This is a genomic window from Actinomyces oris (assembly GCF_001929375.1).
Taxonomy (GTDB): Bacteria; Actinomycetota; Actinomycetes; order Actinomycetales; family Actinomycetaceae; genus Actinomyces; species Actinomyces oris_B.
The window spans coordinates 23,691-38,348 of record NZ_MSGO01000019.1; the positions used below are offsets into that span (position 1 = coordinate 23,691).

Sequence of the window (14,658 nt, forward strand, 5' to 3'; positions counted from 1 at the left end):
CGCCCGTGGGCGGTTAGTGCTCGCGGCGGTGCGTGAGCCCGCCCAGGTCGACGCCGAGCGCACGCGCCTGCTCGGCGGTGCGCCCAGTGACCAGCACGTCGGTGCGGCGCAACTGCGACACATCGGGAGACCCCAGCAGGGTCATCAGCGTGCGCACGTGCTCGCTCCAGGTACACAGCTCTTGCCGCAGCGCCTCGGGGCCCTCTTTGACCAGGGTTCGCAGGAAGTGCCCGGAGGCCCCGACGGCGCACGCCCCCAGGGCCAGCGACCGCACGACGTCGAGAGGGTTGCGCACACCCCCGGAGGCCAGTACCGGCAGGTCGACCGGATCGTCGCCCGCCAGCGACTCCAACAGGCACAGCGCCGTCGACTGCCCCCAGCCGACCAGGTAGGACAGGTCGCGCCGTGGGCGGCGCTCGTTCTCGATGGCGATGAAGTCCGTGCCGCCCGACCCGGCCACGTCGACGGCCGCGACGCCGGTGTGAGCCAGCGCCTCGATGGTCCGGCGCGAGAGCCCGAAGCCCACCTCCTTGACAACCACCGGGACGGTCACGGCTGCGGCGATGGCGGAGATCGCCTCGTTCCAACCGGTGAAGTCGCGGTCGCCCTCGGGCATGACCATCTCCTGGGCCGCATTGAGGTGGATCTGCAGGGCGTCGGCCTGAAGCATCTCCACGGCCCGCATCGCCTCCTCGGGGCCGGCCGTCGGACCGACGTTGGCCAGAACGAAGGCCCCCGGGGCCCGACGACGGATGACAGTGAAGCCGTCAACCCGCTCGGGATCGTGCAGGGCGACGTGCTGGGAGCCGCAGGCGATCGCGACACCGGCATCGGCGGCCGCCTCGGCCAGGTCGGAGTTGATCGCCGTCGTCGCCCGCGTGCCACCGGTCATGGCGTTGATGTAGAAAGGGACTTCCCAGCGGGAGCCCAGGACGGTGGTGCCGATGTCGACCTGCTCGGCGCTGATGCCCGGCAGGCCGTGGTGGATGAAGGAGACGTCGTCGAAGGCTCCCGTACGATCCTGACCGTGCAGGCGAATCGCCAGGTCCAGGTGCTCGTCCTTGCGGGAGGCCCGCTGCGAGGCGGTGGGCTCATGACTCATGAGGTGACCCTAACGGGGGAGTCGGTGGGAGAACCGGTGGGGGAGCCGGCGGACGGGCCCCGGTTGTGGACCGATAGTTCCAGTGGTCGGACACCGGCCGCCTCCCAGGCGGCGCGCATGGCGGCAGTATCCGTGGCCGGTGGGCACAGGGCGATCCCGCAGTCCCCGCCGCCGGCGCCCGAGCTCTTGGCGGCGGCCCCGTGCCCGCGAGCGATCTCGACCAGGCGCGTCAGCTCGGCAGTCTCAATGACCCGGCCGCTGATTCGGCTGAGCCCGGTCAGAAGAACCCGGTTCTGCTCGATGCCGGCCATGACCCGGCAAGCGTCGTCGTCCTCGATGGCGGCGATCAAGGAGGCCAGGCAGTCCTGACTGTCTTGCAGGAAGGCGGCGTAGGAGCCGCCGGAGTCCTGCGAGCCCGTCTGGACGCCGGCAACCAGGGCGGGAGTGGAGGCCGGGGCCCCGGTCCACCCCACCTGAAGCCGTAAGGAGGGAGGCGCCAAGCGGCGGATGCTCAGACCGGGCCAGTCGGCTTCCACCAGGCCGCTCACGCAGCCGCCGGCCCCCGCCCGCTGCCGGGCCCGGCGCAGCCACGAGCGGTCGGGGGAGGTGTAGGCCACCCAACCGGTCACGGCGCTGGCGGCGATGTCACCTCCCGAGCCGATCGGCTCGATCGCATCACTGGCCAGCATCGCCAGCTTGTACACGCTCAGGTCGTCGAGGTCCAGCTCGTAGAGTCCCGCAACGGCTCGCACCGTCGCCACGGTCACCGCCGAGGACGAGCCCAGGCCCAGCTTGCGCCCGCTTGCGTCGTCCAGCTCGCTGGAGATGTCCAGGTCGAAGGCCCGCAGCCGGCCGCCGCCCTGGGCCACCAGCGCCTCGACGACGCGGATCGCCGAGATCACGTAGTCGTCATCCTCCCCGACCGCCTCGGCCAGGCCGTCCTGCGGGCGACGGCGCCAGGGCCGGGAGCCGGTGGCGTACAGCACCGAGCGGATCGTTCCCGCCCGCTCGCCGGCGGGGGAGCCGGTCGAGGCGCGAGGCGTGAGACGGATCGTGATGAACCGGTCGACGGCGACCAGGACCGCTCGGTGACCGGGCTCGACGACGGCATACTCGCCGGCGATGTAGAGCTTGCCCGGCGCCCTGCGCACCACGCCGTCGGCGTCCGGGGTCATGGGCCGTCCTCGATGCGCGCCCCGTCGCCGGGGCGCCTCACCAAGACGGCGGCTGCGGGAAGCCGGTCCCGCAGCGCGGCGGCGACCTCCTCGGCGCGGGCGCCCTCGGTGAGGACCTTGACGTTGGGGCCGGCGTCGATCGTCGCCCAGACGGGCAGGCCCTCCTGGCGCATGGCGCGGATCTCGTGCAGTGCCGCAACGGTCTGCGGCAGCCAGTAGATGATGCCCGGGCGGGCCGCCATCATCGTGGCGTGCATGCCCAGGGCGTTGCCCTCGACGACCTCTCCGAGCCGCTCCAGGTCGCCCACCCGGACCGCCTCCAGAGCCACCTGAAGGTCCTTCCCACTGGCCTCGGCCCAGGCGGGGAAGAGGGGGGAGGTGCTCATCGTGGCTCGCATGGCCCGGGTCGAGCTGATGAGCTTGTCGTGCTTCGAGAGCACGACGACGACCATCGCCAGGTCCATCTCGCAGGCGACCGGCTCGGCGTAGGAGGAGGCGTCGTCGTGGCCCGCGTTCCACCGGACCAGCCCGCCGAAGATGGAGCGGGTCGCCGAGCCCGACCCGCGTCTGGCCAGCCGGGAGAGCTCCCGGTCGTCGAGGTCCATACCCGCTGCGCGTGAGGCGGCCGTCGCAAGCGCCGCGAAGCCCGCGGCCGAGCTCGCCAGTCCGGCCGCCAGGGGCACCGAGGCCCGGGAGGTGACGGTCGCCGCTGCCGTGATCCCCGAACGGGAACGCACCAGGTCGAGGAAACGGCTCACCCGCGTCAGCTCCGCGCCGCTGGAGGCGGAGCCGTTGATCGTCACCGAGTCTGCGGTGCCGTCCCCGCCGTCGAAGGAGACCGTTGTCGTCGTCCGGGTCCCTGCGAGGGTGAGGGACAGGCTCGAGGTGGCCGGAATGGCCTGCACCTCGTCGACTTTTCCCCAGTACTTGATGAGCGCGATGTTGGTGTTCGCGCTGGCCGTCGCAGTCGGAATGACGGTGGGGGAGGATCCGGCGGCGGCTTCAGGGGGCACGGCGGTCACTCGTCCACCTCGCTGATACGCATCCGGTAGTTCCATGTCGCCGGCGCCCCCGCCCGTTCCAGAGCGGCGCGTACCCGGCGCGCGGCCGGCTCGCCGGTCACCAGGGCGATGACGCAGCCGCCGAGCCCCCCGCCGGTGAGCTTGGCGCCCAGTGCCCCGGCGGCGCGGGCGGTCTCGACGAGATCATCGAGGACCGGCAGGCTCAGGCTGAGCTCGGCCAGGACCGTGTGCGCCTCATTCATGGCGGCTCCGAGAGCGGGGGCGTCGGCCTGGTCCAGCGCCGTGATCGCGTTCTGGGTGAGTGTCCCCAGGCGGTTGATGCGCGGACCGATGTTGTCCGGATCGTTCTCGTAGCGCCGGCGCAGCCCGCCGACGGCCTCCCGGGTGGAGCCGTGGACGCCGGAGTCGGCGATGATCAGGGAGGCGTTGCTCATGCGCTGGCTCAGGGGACGCATCTGCCCGCCCTGGAACCGGATCGGGCACGGGGAGCAGGTGGCGGCGGCGTCGAGCCCGGAGGGCTTGCCGTGCGCGATCTGCTCGGCCATCTGCGTCAGTGCGAACAGCTCATCTGCGCCGGCCCGGCGTCCGCAGGAGTCCAGGACAGCGCGAATGATCGCCCCGGCCGCCGCAGCCGATGAGCCGAGCCCGCGCTCGTGGGGGAAGTCGCTCACAGTGGTGATCTCGAAGGCCTGGTCCAGACACCCGGAGAACTCACGGGCCACCTCGAAGGCCCGGGTCACACTGGCGAACCGGGTCCCGGCCCGATCCAGGGCCCCCGAGTAGTCCAGGCTGCGCAACATGGAGGGGCCCGGAACCGGGCTCGCCGTGGCTCGCATCCGCAGGTCCTGCAACGGCACGGCGACGGCGGGGTGCCCGTAGACCACCGAGTGCTCGCCCAGGAGAATGGCCTTAGCCCACGTCTGGCCGTGTCCCTCGCGGATGGAGGAGTGCCTGTCCATATGCTTCCTTGCCTGTGGCCCGCACACGGGGGAGCGCGTGGAGCGGGTCGAGTTCAGGGATGAAGAGGGCCGACGAACCCTCAATGGGATCGAGCGTATCGGGCGCTTCTCCGAGGTCGCAAGTCCCACCTGACCGGCCAGGGGACGGTTCTGGAGCCCCCGTGGGCGCCAGCGGGGTGCGCCGCCCCGTTTCCGTGATCTCGCGCGGCCCGGAGGGCTCCATTGGGGCGGCGGCGCCACACCCCGTAGGATCACCCCCGTGCTGCACAGACTCTCCACCTCCTTCATCCGAACCCTGCGCGAGGACCCGGCTGACGCCGAGGTCGCCAGCCACCGGCTGCTCGTACGCGCCTGCTACGTCCGCCGGGCCGCCCCCGGGGTGTACACCTGGTTGCCGCTGGGTCTGCGGACGCTGCGCAAGATCGAGAACATCGTGCGCCAGGAGATGGACGCCATGGGCGGCCAGGAGGTCCACTTCCCGGCTCTCCTGCCGGCCGAGCCCTACCAGGCCACCGGGCGCTGGGACGACTACGGCCCCACCCTGTTCAAGCTCCGCGACCGCAAGGACGGGGACTACCTGCTGGCTCCCACCCACGAGGAGATGTTCACCCTCGCGGTCAAGGACCTCTACTCCTCCTACAAGGACCTGCCGGCCGTGGTCTACCAGATCCAGACCAAGTACCGTGACGAGGCCCGCCCTCGCGCCGGCATCATCCGCGGCCGAGAGTTCGTCATGAAGGACTCCTACTCCTTCGACATCGACGACGCCGGCCTGGCCGCCGCCTACCAGGCCCACCGGGACACCTACGAGCGGATCTTCACCCGTCTGGGCCTGGACTACGTCATCGTCAACGCCATGGCCGGCGCCATGGGCGGATCCCACTCCGAGGAGTTCCTCCACCCCTGCGAGATCGGTGAGGACACCTTCGTGCGCTCCTCGAGCGGTTACGCGGCCAACGCCGAGGCCGTCACCACCGTGGCCCCCGAGCCCGTGGACGCCTCCGGGGTCGGCGCGGCGCGCGTGGTGGACACCCCCAACACCCCCACCATCGACTCCCTGGTCGAGCTGTGCAACCGGGCCTACCCGCGCTCCGACGGGCGGGCCTGGACGGCCGCCGACACTCTCAAGAACATCGTCGTCACCCTCACCCACCCCGGTGGCGAGCGCGAGCTGCTGGTCGTCGGCGTGCCCGGGGACCGCGACGTCGACATGAAGCGTCTGGAGGCCGCCGTCGCCCCCGCCGAGGTCGAGATGGCCGGCGACACCGACTTCGAGACCCACCCCGAGCTCGTGCGCGGCTACATCGGCCCCACCGCCATCGGCCCCAACTCCCCGCTGCGGCGCGTGGAGAGGCTCGAGGACGGCACCGAGGTCCTCACCGGCTCCGTGCGCTACCTCGTCGACCCCCGGATCGTGGAGGGAACCAGCTGGGTCACCGGCGCCAACACTGACAAGAAGCACGTCCTCGACCTGGTCATGGGTCGCGACTTCACCGCCGACGGCACCATCGAGGCCGCCGAGGTCCGCGAGGGCGACCCCGCCCCCGACGGCTCCGGCCCCCTCCACCTGGCCCGCGGCATCGAGGTCGGTCACATCTTCGAGCTGGGACGCAAGTACTCCCAGGCCCTGGGGCTGACGGTCCTGGATGAGAACGGCAAGGCCCGCGTGGTCACCATGGGCTCCTACGGCATCGGCGTCAGCCGCGTCATGGCCGCCCTGGCCGAGGCCAATCACGATGACAAGGGATTGTCCTGGCCCGTCCAGATCGCCCCCTTCCACGTGCAGGTCCTGGCCACCGGCAAGGACCAGGCCGTCTTCGATGTCGCCGAGCGGATCGCCTCGTCCCTGGACGTCGACGGCGTCGAGGTTCTCTACGACGACCGTCGCAAGGTCTCCGCCGGCGTGAAGTTCGCCGACGCCGAGCTCCTCGGCCTGCCCTACACGCTCGTCGTCGGCCGGGATCTGGCCAAGGAGGGGACCGTGGAGATCCGCGACCGCCGCACCGGCGAGCGCCGCTCCGTGCCCGCCGACGCCGCGGCGGCCGAGCTCAGCGCCACCGTCCGCGCCGCCCTGGAGGCCGCCCGGAGCCTGTGACGGACGGCGCCGGTATCGGCGCGAGGCGAACGTCTCGAACTCGGCTGTTCCCCTCCTGGCTCCTGTGCTGGGTTCCGGTGGCGCCGCCTCAACGCCGGCTCTGGCCTGGTCCCCTTCCTCGGGACGGCCTACTGCACGAGGGGCGGGTGCTACTGGGGGAGGGGCGGGGGTACTCCACGAAGGCCCGGCCCTCGTGCAGTACGTATGACCCCTGGCCAGTAGATCCCCACTCTCGTGGAGCGGGCCGGCTAGAGGCGGGGGCGGGCTTTCTCACCCCCCGGGGCCGGAGGCCCCAACGATCCGGCGCCGCTGGTGGAGCGTTGCCCCTACATGCGAGGCGACGAGTCCTCCGGGGATCTCCATCGCAGTGGGGTGCGCTGGTACTGCCGTTCGAGCTCACTCGACGTCGCGGTTGCGTCTTGGGGCCGCGGCTGCCTGGATATCGGCCAGGCGCTCCTCGGTCTCCTGCTGCTCAACCACGTGCTCGTGGGCCGGGTTGAAGACGTTGTCGATGGGCCCCAGGAGGGCGCCACGTGGGTCGCGCTTGCGGCGCCGCCAGTAGAGCCAGCCACGGCGCTCCATCCACAAGAAGAGCTGGTCCACGGCCGCCAGGGCGGCGATGGCGCCTACGGCCGCCACGAGAAGACGCATGTCAGGCGGCGTAGCCGGGCAGGGAGGAGAAGTCAGCGCCCCAGGCGGTGGCGCGCCGGGCGGCGTCGACCGCACCGGTGACGGCCGCTTCACGGGCCGGGCTGGAGGCCTTGGCGGAACCGGCCTCCTGAACCTCCGACGACACGACGTTGGACCACACCTGCCGGGCCCAGAGCACCTGGGTGCTCACGTTGGGGTCGGTGGACTCACTCGGTGCGGCGTAGGCGCCCAGCCGCTTGTCCTCGGATCCGGCGGCCACCGCGGCGTTGACGACGGAGGTGGCGGCCTTGGCGTCGGCGGCCGCCCGAGTGCGCTGGGAGTCGTCACTGCGTGCAGCGAGCTCCTCCATGGCGTAGCGGGCCGCGTCATAGGAGGTCAGCAGGCCGGAGCTGATCTTGCTGCCCTGCGCCACCTCCACCCGTGGCTTGTCCGCCGAGCTCTGCGGCTTGAAGAGATCGTGCTGGAGACTCCAGGCCACCGTCAGCGAGGTGAAGAGCCGGGCATCCTGCTCCGAGGCGGCGGCGATCGCCGCCCGGCGGGCCATCGTCGATCCATCGGCCAGGGCCGCGGCCAGGTCTTGTGCGGAGGCGCCCGCCGAGGCCGACGGCACCGGGGCAACCGTGGGGTAGGCGGACGGAGCCTGCGAGGGCCAGGGCTGCCATACCCCGCCCAGGGTCTCGAGCTGGGCGTCAGCCGTCTGCTTGACCCCCTCGGCCAGGGCCGCGGTCGTGGCATCCACGCCGCCGGACTGCGCGACCACGCCGGCGGTGGAGGAGATGAGCGCGGTCTGCCTGGCCAGGCCGTCACGAGCGGCCTCCGCCGCCGAGGCCGACGGCAGGGATGCCGGGGAACCCTTCCCCAGGCGCAGCCCGCAACCGCTCAGTGCCGCGCTCAGAGCCGTTCCCACCGCGAGCACTGCGGTGCGGCGCGTCAGGCCGTGGCCCGCCGCACCGGTGTCGCTACTGGTACGAGGCCCGGCGCCGACCCGGTGACCGTAGGGTGGCTGGGAGCCGTTCGACTGGGCGGGGAGGGGAGTGCGGCGAGTGTTCACCGGGGAATCCTCCCACAGACGGCAGGTAGCATGATCCCGACCTCGACCACCTTGACCATGTTGACCACGTCCGCCCGGGCCTCCGGCTCGGGCCAGTACGGGAGGAAGAACGACCATGGCAGCCCATGAGCCGCGCAAGGATCCGCGCAAGCGCGCTGACGCGCTGGCCCGCAGTCTCACCGATCTGCTCGTTCCCGTCGTCAACGATGCCGGGCTTCATCTCGAGAGCGTGGAGACCACCCGGGCGGGCAAGTACTCAGTCGTGCGCGTCTTCGTGGATCTGGTCGATGGTCCCGGAGACCTGGATCTCGACGCCCTGGGGCCCGTGACCGCGGCCGTCTCCCAGGCCCTCGACGAGGCCGACCCCGTTAAGGGTCAGTACACTCTCGAGGTCTCCACCCCCGGAGCCGAGCGGGAGCTGACCACCCTGCGTCACTTCCGGCGTGCCGTTGGTCATAGTGCCCGGGTGCGCACGGCCGACGACGAGCTCACCGGCCTCGTCACCGCGGCCGATAAGGAGGACGACGCCAGTGAGCACAACGGCGGCATGGTCGGGATCGAGGTCGACGGCGTCGAGCACCGCATCGCGCTGGGGGACATCACCGAGGCGCGGATGGTGGTGGCCGGGCTCTAGAGCCGGGCAACAGGCCGAAGATCCATAGGATGCTCCCCTCGGATAGTGACCGGGAATAATGTATGTCCTGATAACTGATAGGTTGACGGACCGGCCCGGGAAAGACGCGATGGACCATCCGGCCCGTCACGGGCTACCGTCGACGGGAACCCAGTGCACACCCGCTCAGCGGACCAGAGAGGACCCAAGGACCCATGGACATCAATATGCCGGAGCTGCGAGGCGCTGCCGACGAGCTCGGCATTGACCTGGACAACCTGCTGCCCGCTATCGAGGACGCCATTCTGGGGGCCTACTCCAAGGTGCCCGGGGCCATCCGTGGCGCCCACGTCGAGATCGACCGTCGCACCGGGCACATGAGCGTCCTGGCCCCGGAGGTCGACGAGGACGACCAGCCCACGGGGGAGTACTTCGATGACACCCCCGACGACTTCGGCCGTATCGCCCAGGCCACGGCCCGCAGCGTCATCGTCCAGCGCATCCAGGACCGCCGCGACTTCGAGGTCCTGGGGGCCTTCAAGGACAAGACCGGCGAGCTGATCTCCGGCTCCGTGGAGCAGGGGCGCGACCCCCGCCTCGTCTACGTGCGCCTGGACGAGGAGCACGAGGGCATCATGCCTCCCCACGAGCAGGTCCCCGGCGAGCGCTACCGCCACGGCGACCGCGTGCGCGCCTACGTCACCGATGTCTCCCGCGGTACCCGCGGGGCTCAGATCATCCTGTCGCGCACCCATCCCGGTCTGGTTCGCAAGCTCTTCGAGCGGGAGGTCCCCGAGATCTCCTCGGGTGACGTCGAGATCGTCTCCGTCGCCCGAGAGGCCGGTCACCGCACCAAGATGGCCGTGCGCTCCAAGGTCCGCGGCGTCAACGCCAAAGGGGCCTGCATCGGCCCCATGGGGCAGCGGGTGCGCGCGGTCATGACCGAGCTCGGTGGAGAGAAGATCGACATCGTGGACTACTCGGAGGACCCGGCGCGCTTCATCGCCAACGCCCTGTCTCCGGCCCGCGTGGCCGCCGTGGGCGTCATCGACGCTGAGGAGCGCACTGCGCGCGCCATCGTCCCCGACTTCCAGCTCTCCCTGGCCATCGGCAAGGAGGGGCAGAACGCCCGTCTGGCTGCTCGCCTGACCGGGTGGAAGATCGACATCCACGCCGATGCCGAGTCCGGTGAGATCACCCCCGGCCAGGGCTCCCAGTCCGACGACGTGACAGGTCCCTCAGAGCTGGGCGACTGAACCGCCCTGCGGGGCGATGTAGACTTTCCGGCGGACCTTTGCGGGTCCTGCACCGGGATTCCTCGGCTGCGGTGCCCGCGTCAGCGGTTGCAGAGCAGCGGAAGGACGCCGACGGACGGTGGTCACCATCCCCCACGTGCCCGAGCGCACCTGTATCGGCTGTCGACAAAGGGCCCCGCGGACGCAGCTGCTGCGTCTCGTACTGACGTCGAGCGGTGAGCTCGACGTCGATGCCCGGGCCGTCAGACCCGGGCGCGGCGCCTGGATCCACCCGGATCCGGCGTGCCTCGACCTTGCTGAGCGACGACGCGCCGCTCCACGCGCTCTGCGCACCGGCGGGCCACTGGATGCGGCCCGAGTGCGGGGGTTCCTGGAGCGGGGAGTGGTTGACGACGGCGAGGTCCCCGCTGCCCGACCGGGTGAGCGGACCACCGATAGCGAAGGCGGGTAGGAAGCCGATGGGCACCCGATGAGTACCCAGCGATGAGCTGCCTCTAGAAGCACCCACCCCTGTCCGGGGTGGGAAACCGGACAGGAGAAATGTGGCTAAACCACGCGTTCATGAGCTCGCTAAAGAGCTCGACCCCACTGGCAAGAAGGTCACCTCGAAGGTGATCCTGGCCTGGCTCAAGGACCAGGGAGAGTTCGTCAAGGCGGCCTCCTCCGCCGTTGAGCCGCCCGTCGCTCGCCGGGTTCGCGAGCACTTCGCCGCCCAGGTGCAGGAAGCGCCGACGGACACCCAGGCCGACAAGCCGGCCAAGACCGCCTCTCAGGCCCCCAAGCCCGGAGGCGGCGCTCCCAAGCCGGGAGCTCCGGCCGTCAAGCCGGGACCCGCCGGGGCTCAGGACCAGGCCCCGAGCCCCGTCGTCAAGCCGGCTGCCCCCAAGCCGGGTGCCGGCGTTCCCAAGCCAGGGGCTCAGGCCGCCAAGCCGAGTGAGGGAGCCCAGGCCCCGGCGGCTGCCGCCAAGCCGGCTCCCCAGCCGGGCCCCGCCGGCGAGGCGTCCAAGGCCCCCAAGCCAGGAGCCGACGCTCCCAAGCCGGCGGCTGCGGCCTCCGGTGCGCCGACGCCCGGCTCGCGCCGCAGCGCCCCGACCCCGGGGCCTCGCCCCAGTGCGCCGCGCCCCGGCAACAACCCCTTCGCCACCTCCCAGGGCATGCCCCGTCAGGGCGGTCAGACAGGCCGAGGAGGCCAGCGCTCGGGCCAGTCGCGCTCGGGTGCGCCGCGCCCCGGCAACAACCCCTTCGCCACCTCCCAGGGCATGCCCCGCCCGGGTGGCTCCGGTGGCCCCCGTCCTCAGGGCGGCCCGCGTCCCGGTGGCCCCCGTCCTCAGGGCGGTGCACGGCCTCAGGGAACCGGCCGCTCCGGTGCTCCGCGTCCGGGCGGTCCGCGTCCCAACCCGGGCATGATGCCCGGCCAGTCCTCCATCGGGCGCCCCGGTGCTCCCGCACGAGGCGGAGCCGGCGGCGGTCGTGGCTCGCGCCCCGGCGGCGGAGGCCGACCCGGTGGTGGCGGCCGTCCCGGTGGCGGCTTCGGCGGACCCCGCGGTGGCCGCGGTGGCCGCGGTTCCACCCAGGGCGCCTTCGGGCGTGGTGGCGGCGCCCCGCGGGGACGCAAGTCCAAGCGGGCCAAGCGCCAGGAGTTCGAGCAGCAGAGCGCGCCGTCGATCGGCGGGGTCATCGTCCCGCGCGGTGACGGCTCCACCCCGGTGCGCGTGCGCCAGGGCGCCACGCTCACGGACCTGGCCGAGAAGATCAACGCCAACCCCGCGGCCCTGGTGACCGTCCTGTTCCACCTCGGTGAGATGGCCACGGCCACCCAGTCCCTCGACGAGGACACCTTCGCCCTCCTGGGGGCCGAGCTGGGCTACAACGTCCAGATCGTCTCGCCCGAGGACGAGGACCGCGAGCTCCTGGAGTCCTTCGACATCGACCTCGAGCCCGACGAGGACGACGCCAACCTCATGCCCAGGCCCCCGGTGGTCACGGTCATGGGCCACGTCGACCACGGTAAGACCAAGCTGCTGGACGCCATCCGCTCCACCGACGTCGTCGCCGGTGAGGCCGGGGGCATCACCCAGTCCATCGGCGCCTACCAGGTGCGCGTCAACCTGAACGACGAGGAGCGTCCGATCACCTTCATCGACACCCCGGGTCACGAGGCCTTCACGGCCATGCGTGCCCGCGGTGCCGAGGTGACCGACATCGCCATCCTCGTCGTGGCTGCCGACGACGGCGTCATGCCCCAGACCGTCGAGGCCCTCAACCACGCCCAGGCGGCCAATGTGCCGATCGTCGTGGCGGTCAACAAGATCGACAAGGAGGGCGCCAACCCGGACAAGATCCGCGGCCAGCTCACCGAGTACGGTCTGGTCCCCGAGGAGTACGGAGGCGACACGATGTTCGTGGACATCTCCGCCAAGCAGCGTCTCCACATCGACGAGCTCCTCGAGGCCGTCCTGCTCACCGCGGACGCCGCCCTGGACCTGCGGGCCAACCCGGACACCGAGGCCCGCGGCGTCACCATCGAGGCCAAGCTCGACAAGGGGCGCGGCGCCGTGAGCACCATCCTGGTCGAGCGCGGCACGCTGCGGGTCGGCGACCCGATCGTGGCCGGAAGCGCCTACGGGCGCGTGCGCGCCATGTTCAATGAGCACGGGGAGAACCTCACCGAGGCCGGACCCGCACGCCCGGCCCTGGTCCTGGGACTGACCAACGTGCCCAGCGCCGGAGACTCCTTCATCGTCGCCCCGGACGACCGCACGGCCCGCCAGATCGCCGACAAGCGTGAGGCCGCCGAGCGCGCCGCCATGCTGGCCAAGCGCCGCAAGCGGGTCTCCCTGGAGAACCTCACCGACGTCCTCAAGGAGGGCAAGGTCGATACCCTCAACCTCATCCTCAAGGGCGACAGCTCGGGTGCGGTCGAGGCCCTGGAGGACTCCCTGCTCAAGATCGACGTCGGCGAGGAGGTCGCCCTGCGCGTCATCCACCGCGGTGTGGGTGCCATCACGCAGAACGACGTCAACCTGGCCACGGTGGACTCCGCCGTCATCATCGGCTTCAACGTCCGGCCCGCCGAGCGCGTCTCGGAGATCGCCGACCGTGAGGGCGTCGACATGAAGTTCTACTCGGTCATCTACAACGCGATCGAGGACGTCGAGGCCGCCATGAAGGGCATGCTCAAGCCCGTCTACGAGGAGGTCGAGCTCGGCACCGCCGAGATCCGGCAGGTCTTCCGCTCCTCGAAGTTCGGCTCCATCGCCGGCTCCATCGTCCGCTCGGGCATCATCAAGCGGGGCACCAAGGCCCGCCTGGTGCGCGACGGCGTCGTCATCAACGGCGAGCTGTCCATCGAGACGCTGCGCCGTGAGAAGGACGACGTCACCGAGGTCCGCGAGGGCTACGAGTGCGGTATCAACCTGGGCTTCAAGGACCTCGCCGAGGGCGATGTCATCGAGACCTGGGAGATGCGCGAGAAGCCTCGCGACTGAGCGCTCTTCGCTGCTGCCTCACGAGGAGGGGCCCCGCCATCCGACGGCGGGGCCCCTCCTCGTTCTCCGGCGGTGGTCTACCTGGGAAGCCTCAGCCCAGAATGAGGACGAGGACGGCGAAGGAGCTGGCGCAGCGCGTCACCGATGAAGACCGCGACCGCCGCCCACACCAGCACCATGGCGGCCCAGCGGGCCGGCGGGATCGGCTCATGGAAGGCGCCCCAGGCCAGCAGGAACTGGATGGTCGGCGCGATGTACTGACTCATCCCCACCACCGACAACGGCACGCGCCTGGTCCCTGCGGCGAAGAGCAGCAGGGGCACGGCCGTCACCGGACCGGCCACCACGAGCAGCGCCAGGATCTGCCAGCCCTGATCGGGGGCCTGCCAGGCCGACTGACCCTGCCAGGCCATGCGCCCCAAGTAGGCGAGTGCAGCGGGAGCCACGACGGCGCTCTCCACCGTCAGCCCGGTCAGAGCGTCCACGTCGGGCCCGATCTGCTTCTTGACCAGCCCGTACAGGGCGAAGGAGAACGCCAGCGCCAGGGAGATCCACGGCAGCGAGCCCTGGAGCACCACCAGGAGGGCCACGGCGGCACCCGCCAGCGCGATCGACACCCGGTGCGCGGGGCGCAACCGCTCATGCAGCACCAGTGAGGCCAGCGCCACTGTCACCAACGGGTTGATGAAGTATCCCAGGGCCGCGTCGGCCGTGCGAGCACTGTTGACGCCGTAGACGTAGACGAGCCAGTTGACTGAGACCAGCAGCCCGCACACGGCCAGCATCCTCAGCAGACGCGGTGAGCGCACCACGTGGACCAGCTGGGCCCAGCGGCGCCGCAGGACGATGAGCGTCAGGCAGGTGATGAGCGTCCAGAGAATCCGGTGACCGATGATCTCCACGCTGCCGGCGGCCGTGAGCAACCGGAAGTAGAGGGGGAAGACGCCCCACAGGAAGTAGCAGCCGATGACCAGCGCCATCCCGGTGCCATCGAGCGCCCCTGACGTTGAGCCCGCTGCGGTGGCTGCCACGGCGGCCGGAGGGGCCGGCGCGGCGGCGGGCTCGTGCTTCCAGGAGGATGCGTCGGGCGAGGAGGCCATCGTGATCTGTTCTCAGTCTGTTCGCGCTCGGGGATGGCTGCGCTATCCGCACCACCGCTGCACGTAGCATAATCAGGCGCGCAGATCCGCCTGGGAAGGGAACCTATGAGTACGCTCCCGGCCGTGGACGGCACGCATTGATCCAC

The 14,658-nt window shown here is 71.1% G+C and carries 12 protein-coding genes; 5 read left to right on the top strand and 7 right to left on the bottom strand.

Annotated elements, in window-relative coordinates:
- Positions 1 to 13: 13 nt before the first annotated feature.
- Genes fni through mvk form a run of 4 tightly spaced genes read right to left on the bottom strand, consistent with a single transcriptional unit; the run spans position 14 to position 4,258 of the window.
- The gene (gene fni, locus BKH32_RS05315) at positions 14 to 1,102 is read right to left on the bottom strand and encodes a type 2 isopentenyl-diphosphate Delta-isomerase (RefSeq protein ID WP_075248977.1); all 1,089 of its coding nucleotides are present in this window, start codon (positions 1,100 to 1,102) and stop codon (positions 14 to 16) included.
- A complete protein-coding gene (locus tag BKH32_RS05320) occupies positions 1,099 to 2,277 on the bottom strand; it encodes a phosphomevalonate kinase (protein WP_075248978.1) in 1,179 nt (392 codons plus the stop codon). Before BKH32_RS05320 ends, fni begins: the two co-directional genes overlap by 4 nt.
- Complete coding sequence (mvaD, locus tag BKH32_RS05325) at positions 2,274 to 3,299, bottom strand: diphosphomevalonate decarboxylase (RefSeq protein WP_075248979.1); 1,026 nt, start codon at positions 3,297 to 3,299, stop codon at positions 2,274 to 2,276. Before mvaD ends, BKH32_RS05320 begins: the two co-directional genes overlap by 4 nt.
- Positions 3,296 to 4,258, bottom strand: coding sequence for a mevalonate kinase (gene mvk, locus BKH32_RS05330; protein ID WP_075248980.1), 963 nt, complete (start codon positions 4,256 to 4,258; stop codon positions 3,296 to 3,298). The genes mvaD and mvk overlap by 4 nt, the downstream gene beginning before the upstream one ends.
- A gap of 259 nt (positions 4,259 to 4,517) precedes the next feature.
- On the opposite strand from mvk, the gene BKH32_RS05335 reads away from it, so the two are divergent.
- Entirely contained in the window at positions 4,518 to 6,353 is a 1,836-nt protein-coding gene (locus BKH32_RS05335; RefSeq protein WP_075248981.1) for a proline--tRNA ligase, read from the top strand.
- 396 nt (positions 6,354 to 6,749) lie between these two features.
- Here the strand turns inward: BKH32_RS05335 and BKH32_RS05340 are convergent, their stop codons facing one another.
- Positions 6,750 to 7,004 (bottom strand): hypothetical protein, encoded by a 255-nt coding sequence (locus BKH32_RS05340; RefSeq protein WP_075248982.1) that lies wholly within the window; start codon positions 7,002 to 7,004, stop codon positions 6,750 to 6,752.
- A 1-nt stretch (position 7,005) separates the two neighbouring features.
- Positions 7,006 to 8,055, bottom strand: coding sequence for a Tat pathway signal protein (locus tag BKH32_RS05345; protein ID WP_075248983.1), 1,050 nt, complete (start codon positions 8,053 to 8,055; stop codon positions 7,006 to 7,008).
- A 115-nt stretch (positions 8,056 to 8,170) separates the two neighbouring features.
- On the opposite strand from BKH32_RS05345, the gene rimP reads away from it, so the two are divergent.
- The 4 genes from rimP to infB all read left to right on the top strand — a co-directional run bounded on the left by rimP (position 8,171) and on the right by infB (position 13,412).
- Positions 8,171 to 8,689: a ribosome maturation factor RimP gene (gene rimP, locus BKH32_RS05350; protein WP_075248984.1), complete on the top strand. Its 519-nt coding sequence runs from the start codon at positions 8,171 to 8,173 to the stop codon at positions 8,687 to 8,689.
- 194 nt (positions 8,690 to 8,883) lie between these two features.
- A complete protein-coding gene (nusA, locus tag BKH32_RS05355; RefSeq protein WP_075248985.1) occupies positions 8,884 to 9,924 on the top strand; it encodes a transcription termination factor NusA in 1,041 nt (346 codons plus the stop codon).
- Between the two features lie 118 nt (positions 9,925 to 10,042).
- Entirely contained in the window at positions 10,043 to 10,375 is a 333-nt protein-coding gene (locus BKH32_RS05360; RefSeq protein WP_075248986.1) for a YlxR family protein, read from the top strand.
- A gap of 91 nt (positions 10,376 to 10,466) precedes the next feature.
- Positions 10,467 to 13,412, top strand: coding sequence for a translation initiation factor IF-2 (gene infB, locus BKH32_RS05365; RefSeq protein WP_075248987.1), 2,946 nt, complete (start codon positions 10,467 to 10,469; stop codon positions 13,410 to 13,412).
- A gap of 77 nt (positions 13,413 to 13,489) precedes the next feature.
- Here the strand turns inward: infB and rarD are convergent, their stop codons facing one another.
- Positions 13,490 to 14,512, bottom strand: a complete 1,023-nt coding sequence (gene rarD, locus BKH32_RS05370; RefSeq protein ID WP_075248988.1) for an EamA family transporter RarD — start codon at positions 14,510 to 14,512, stop codon at positions 13,490 to 13,492.
- Positions 14,513 to 14,658: the final 146 nt, after the last annotated feature.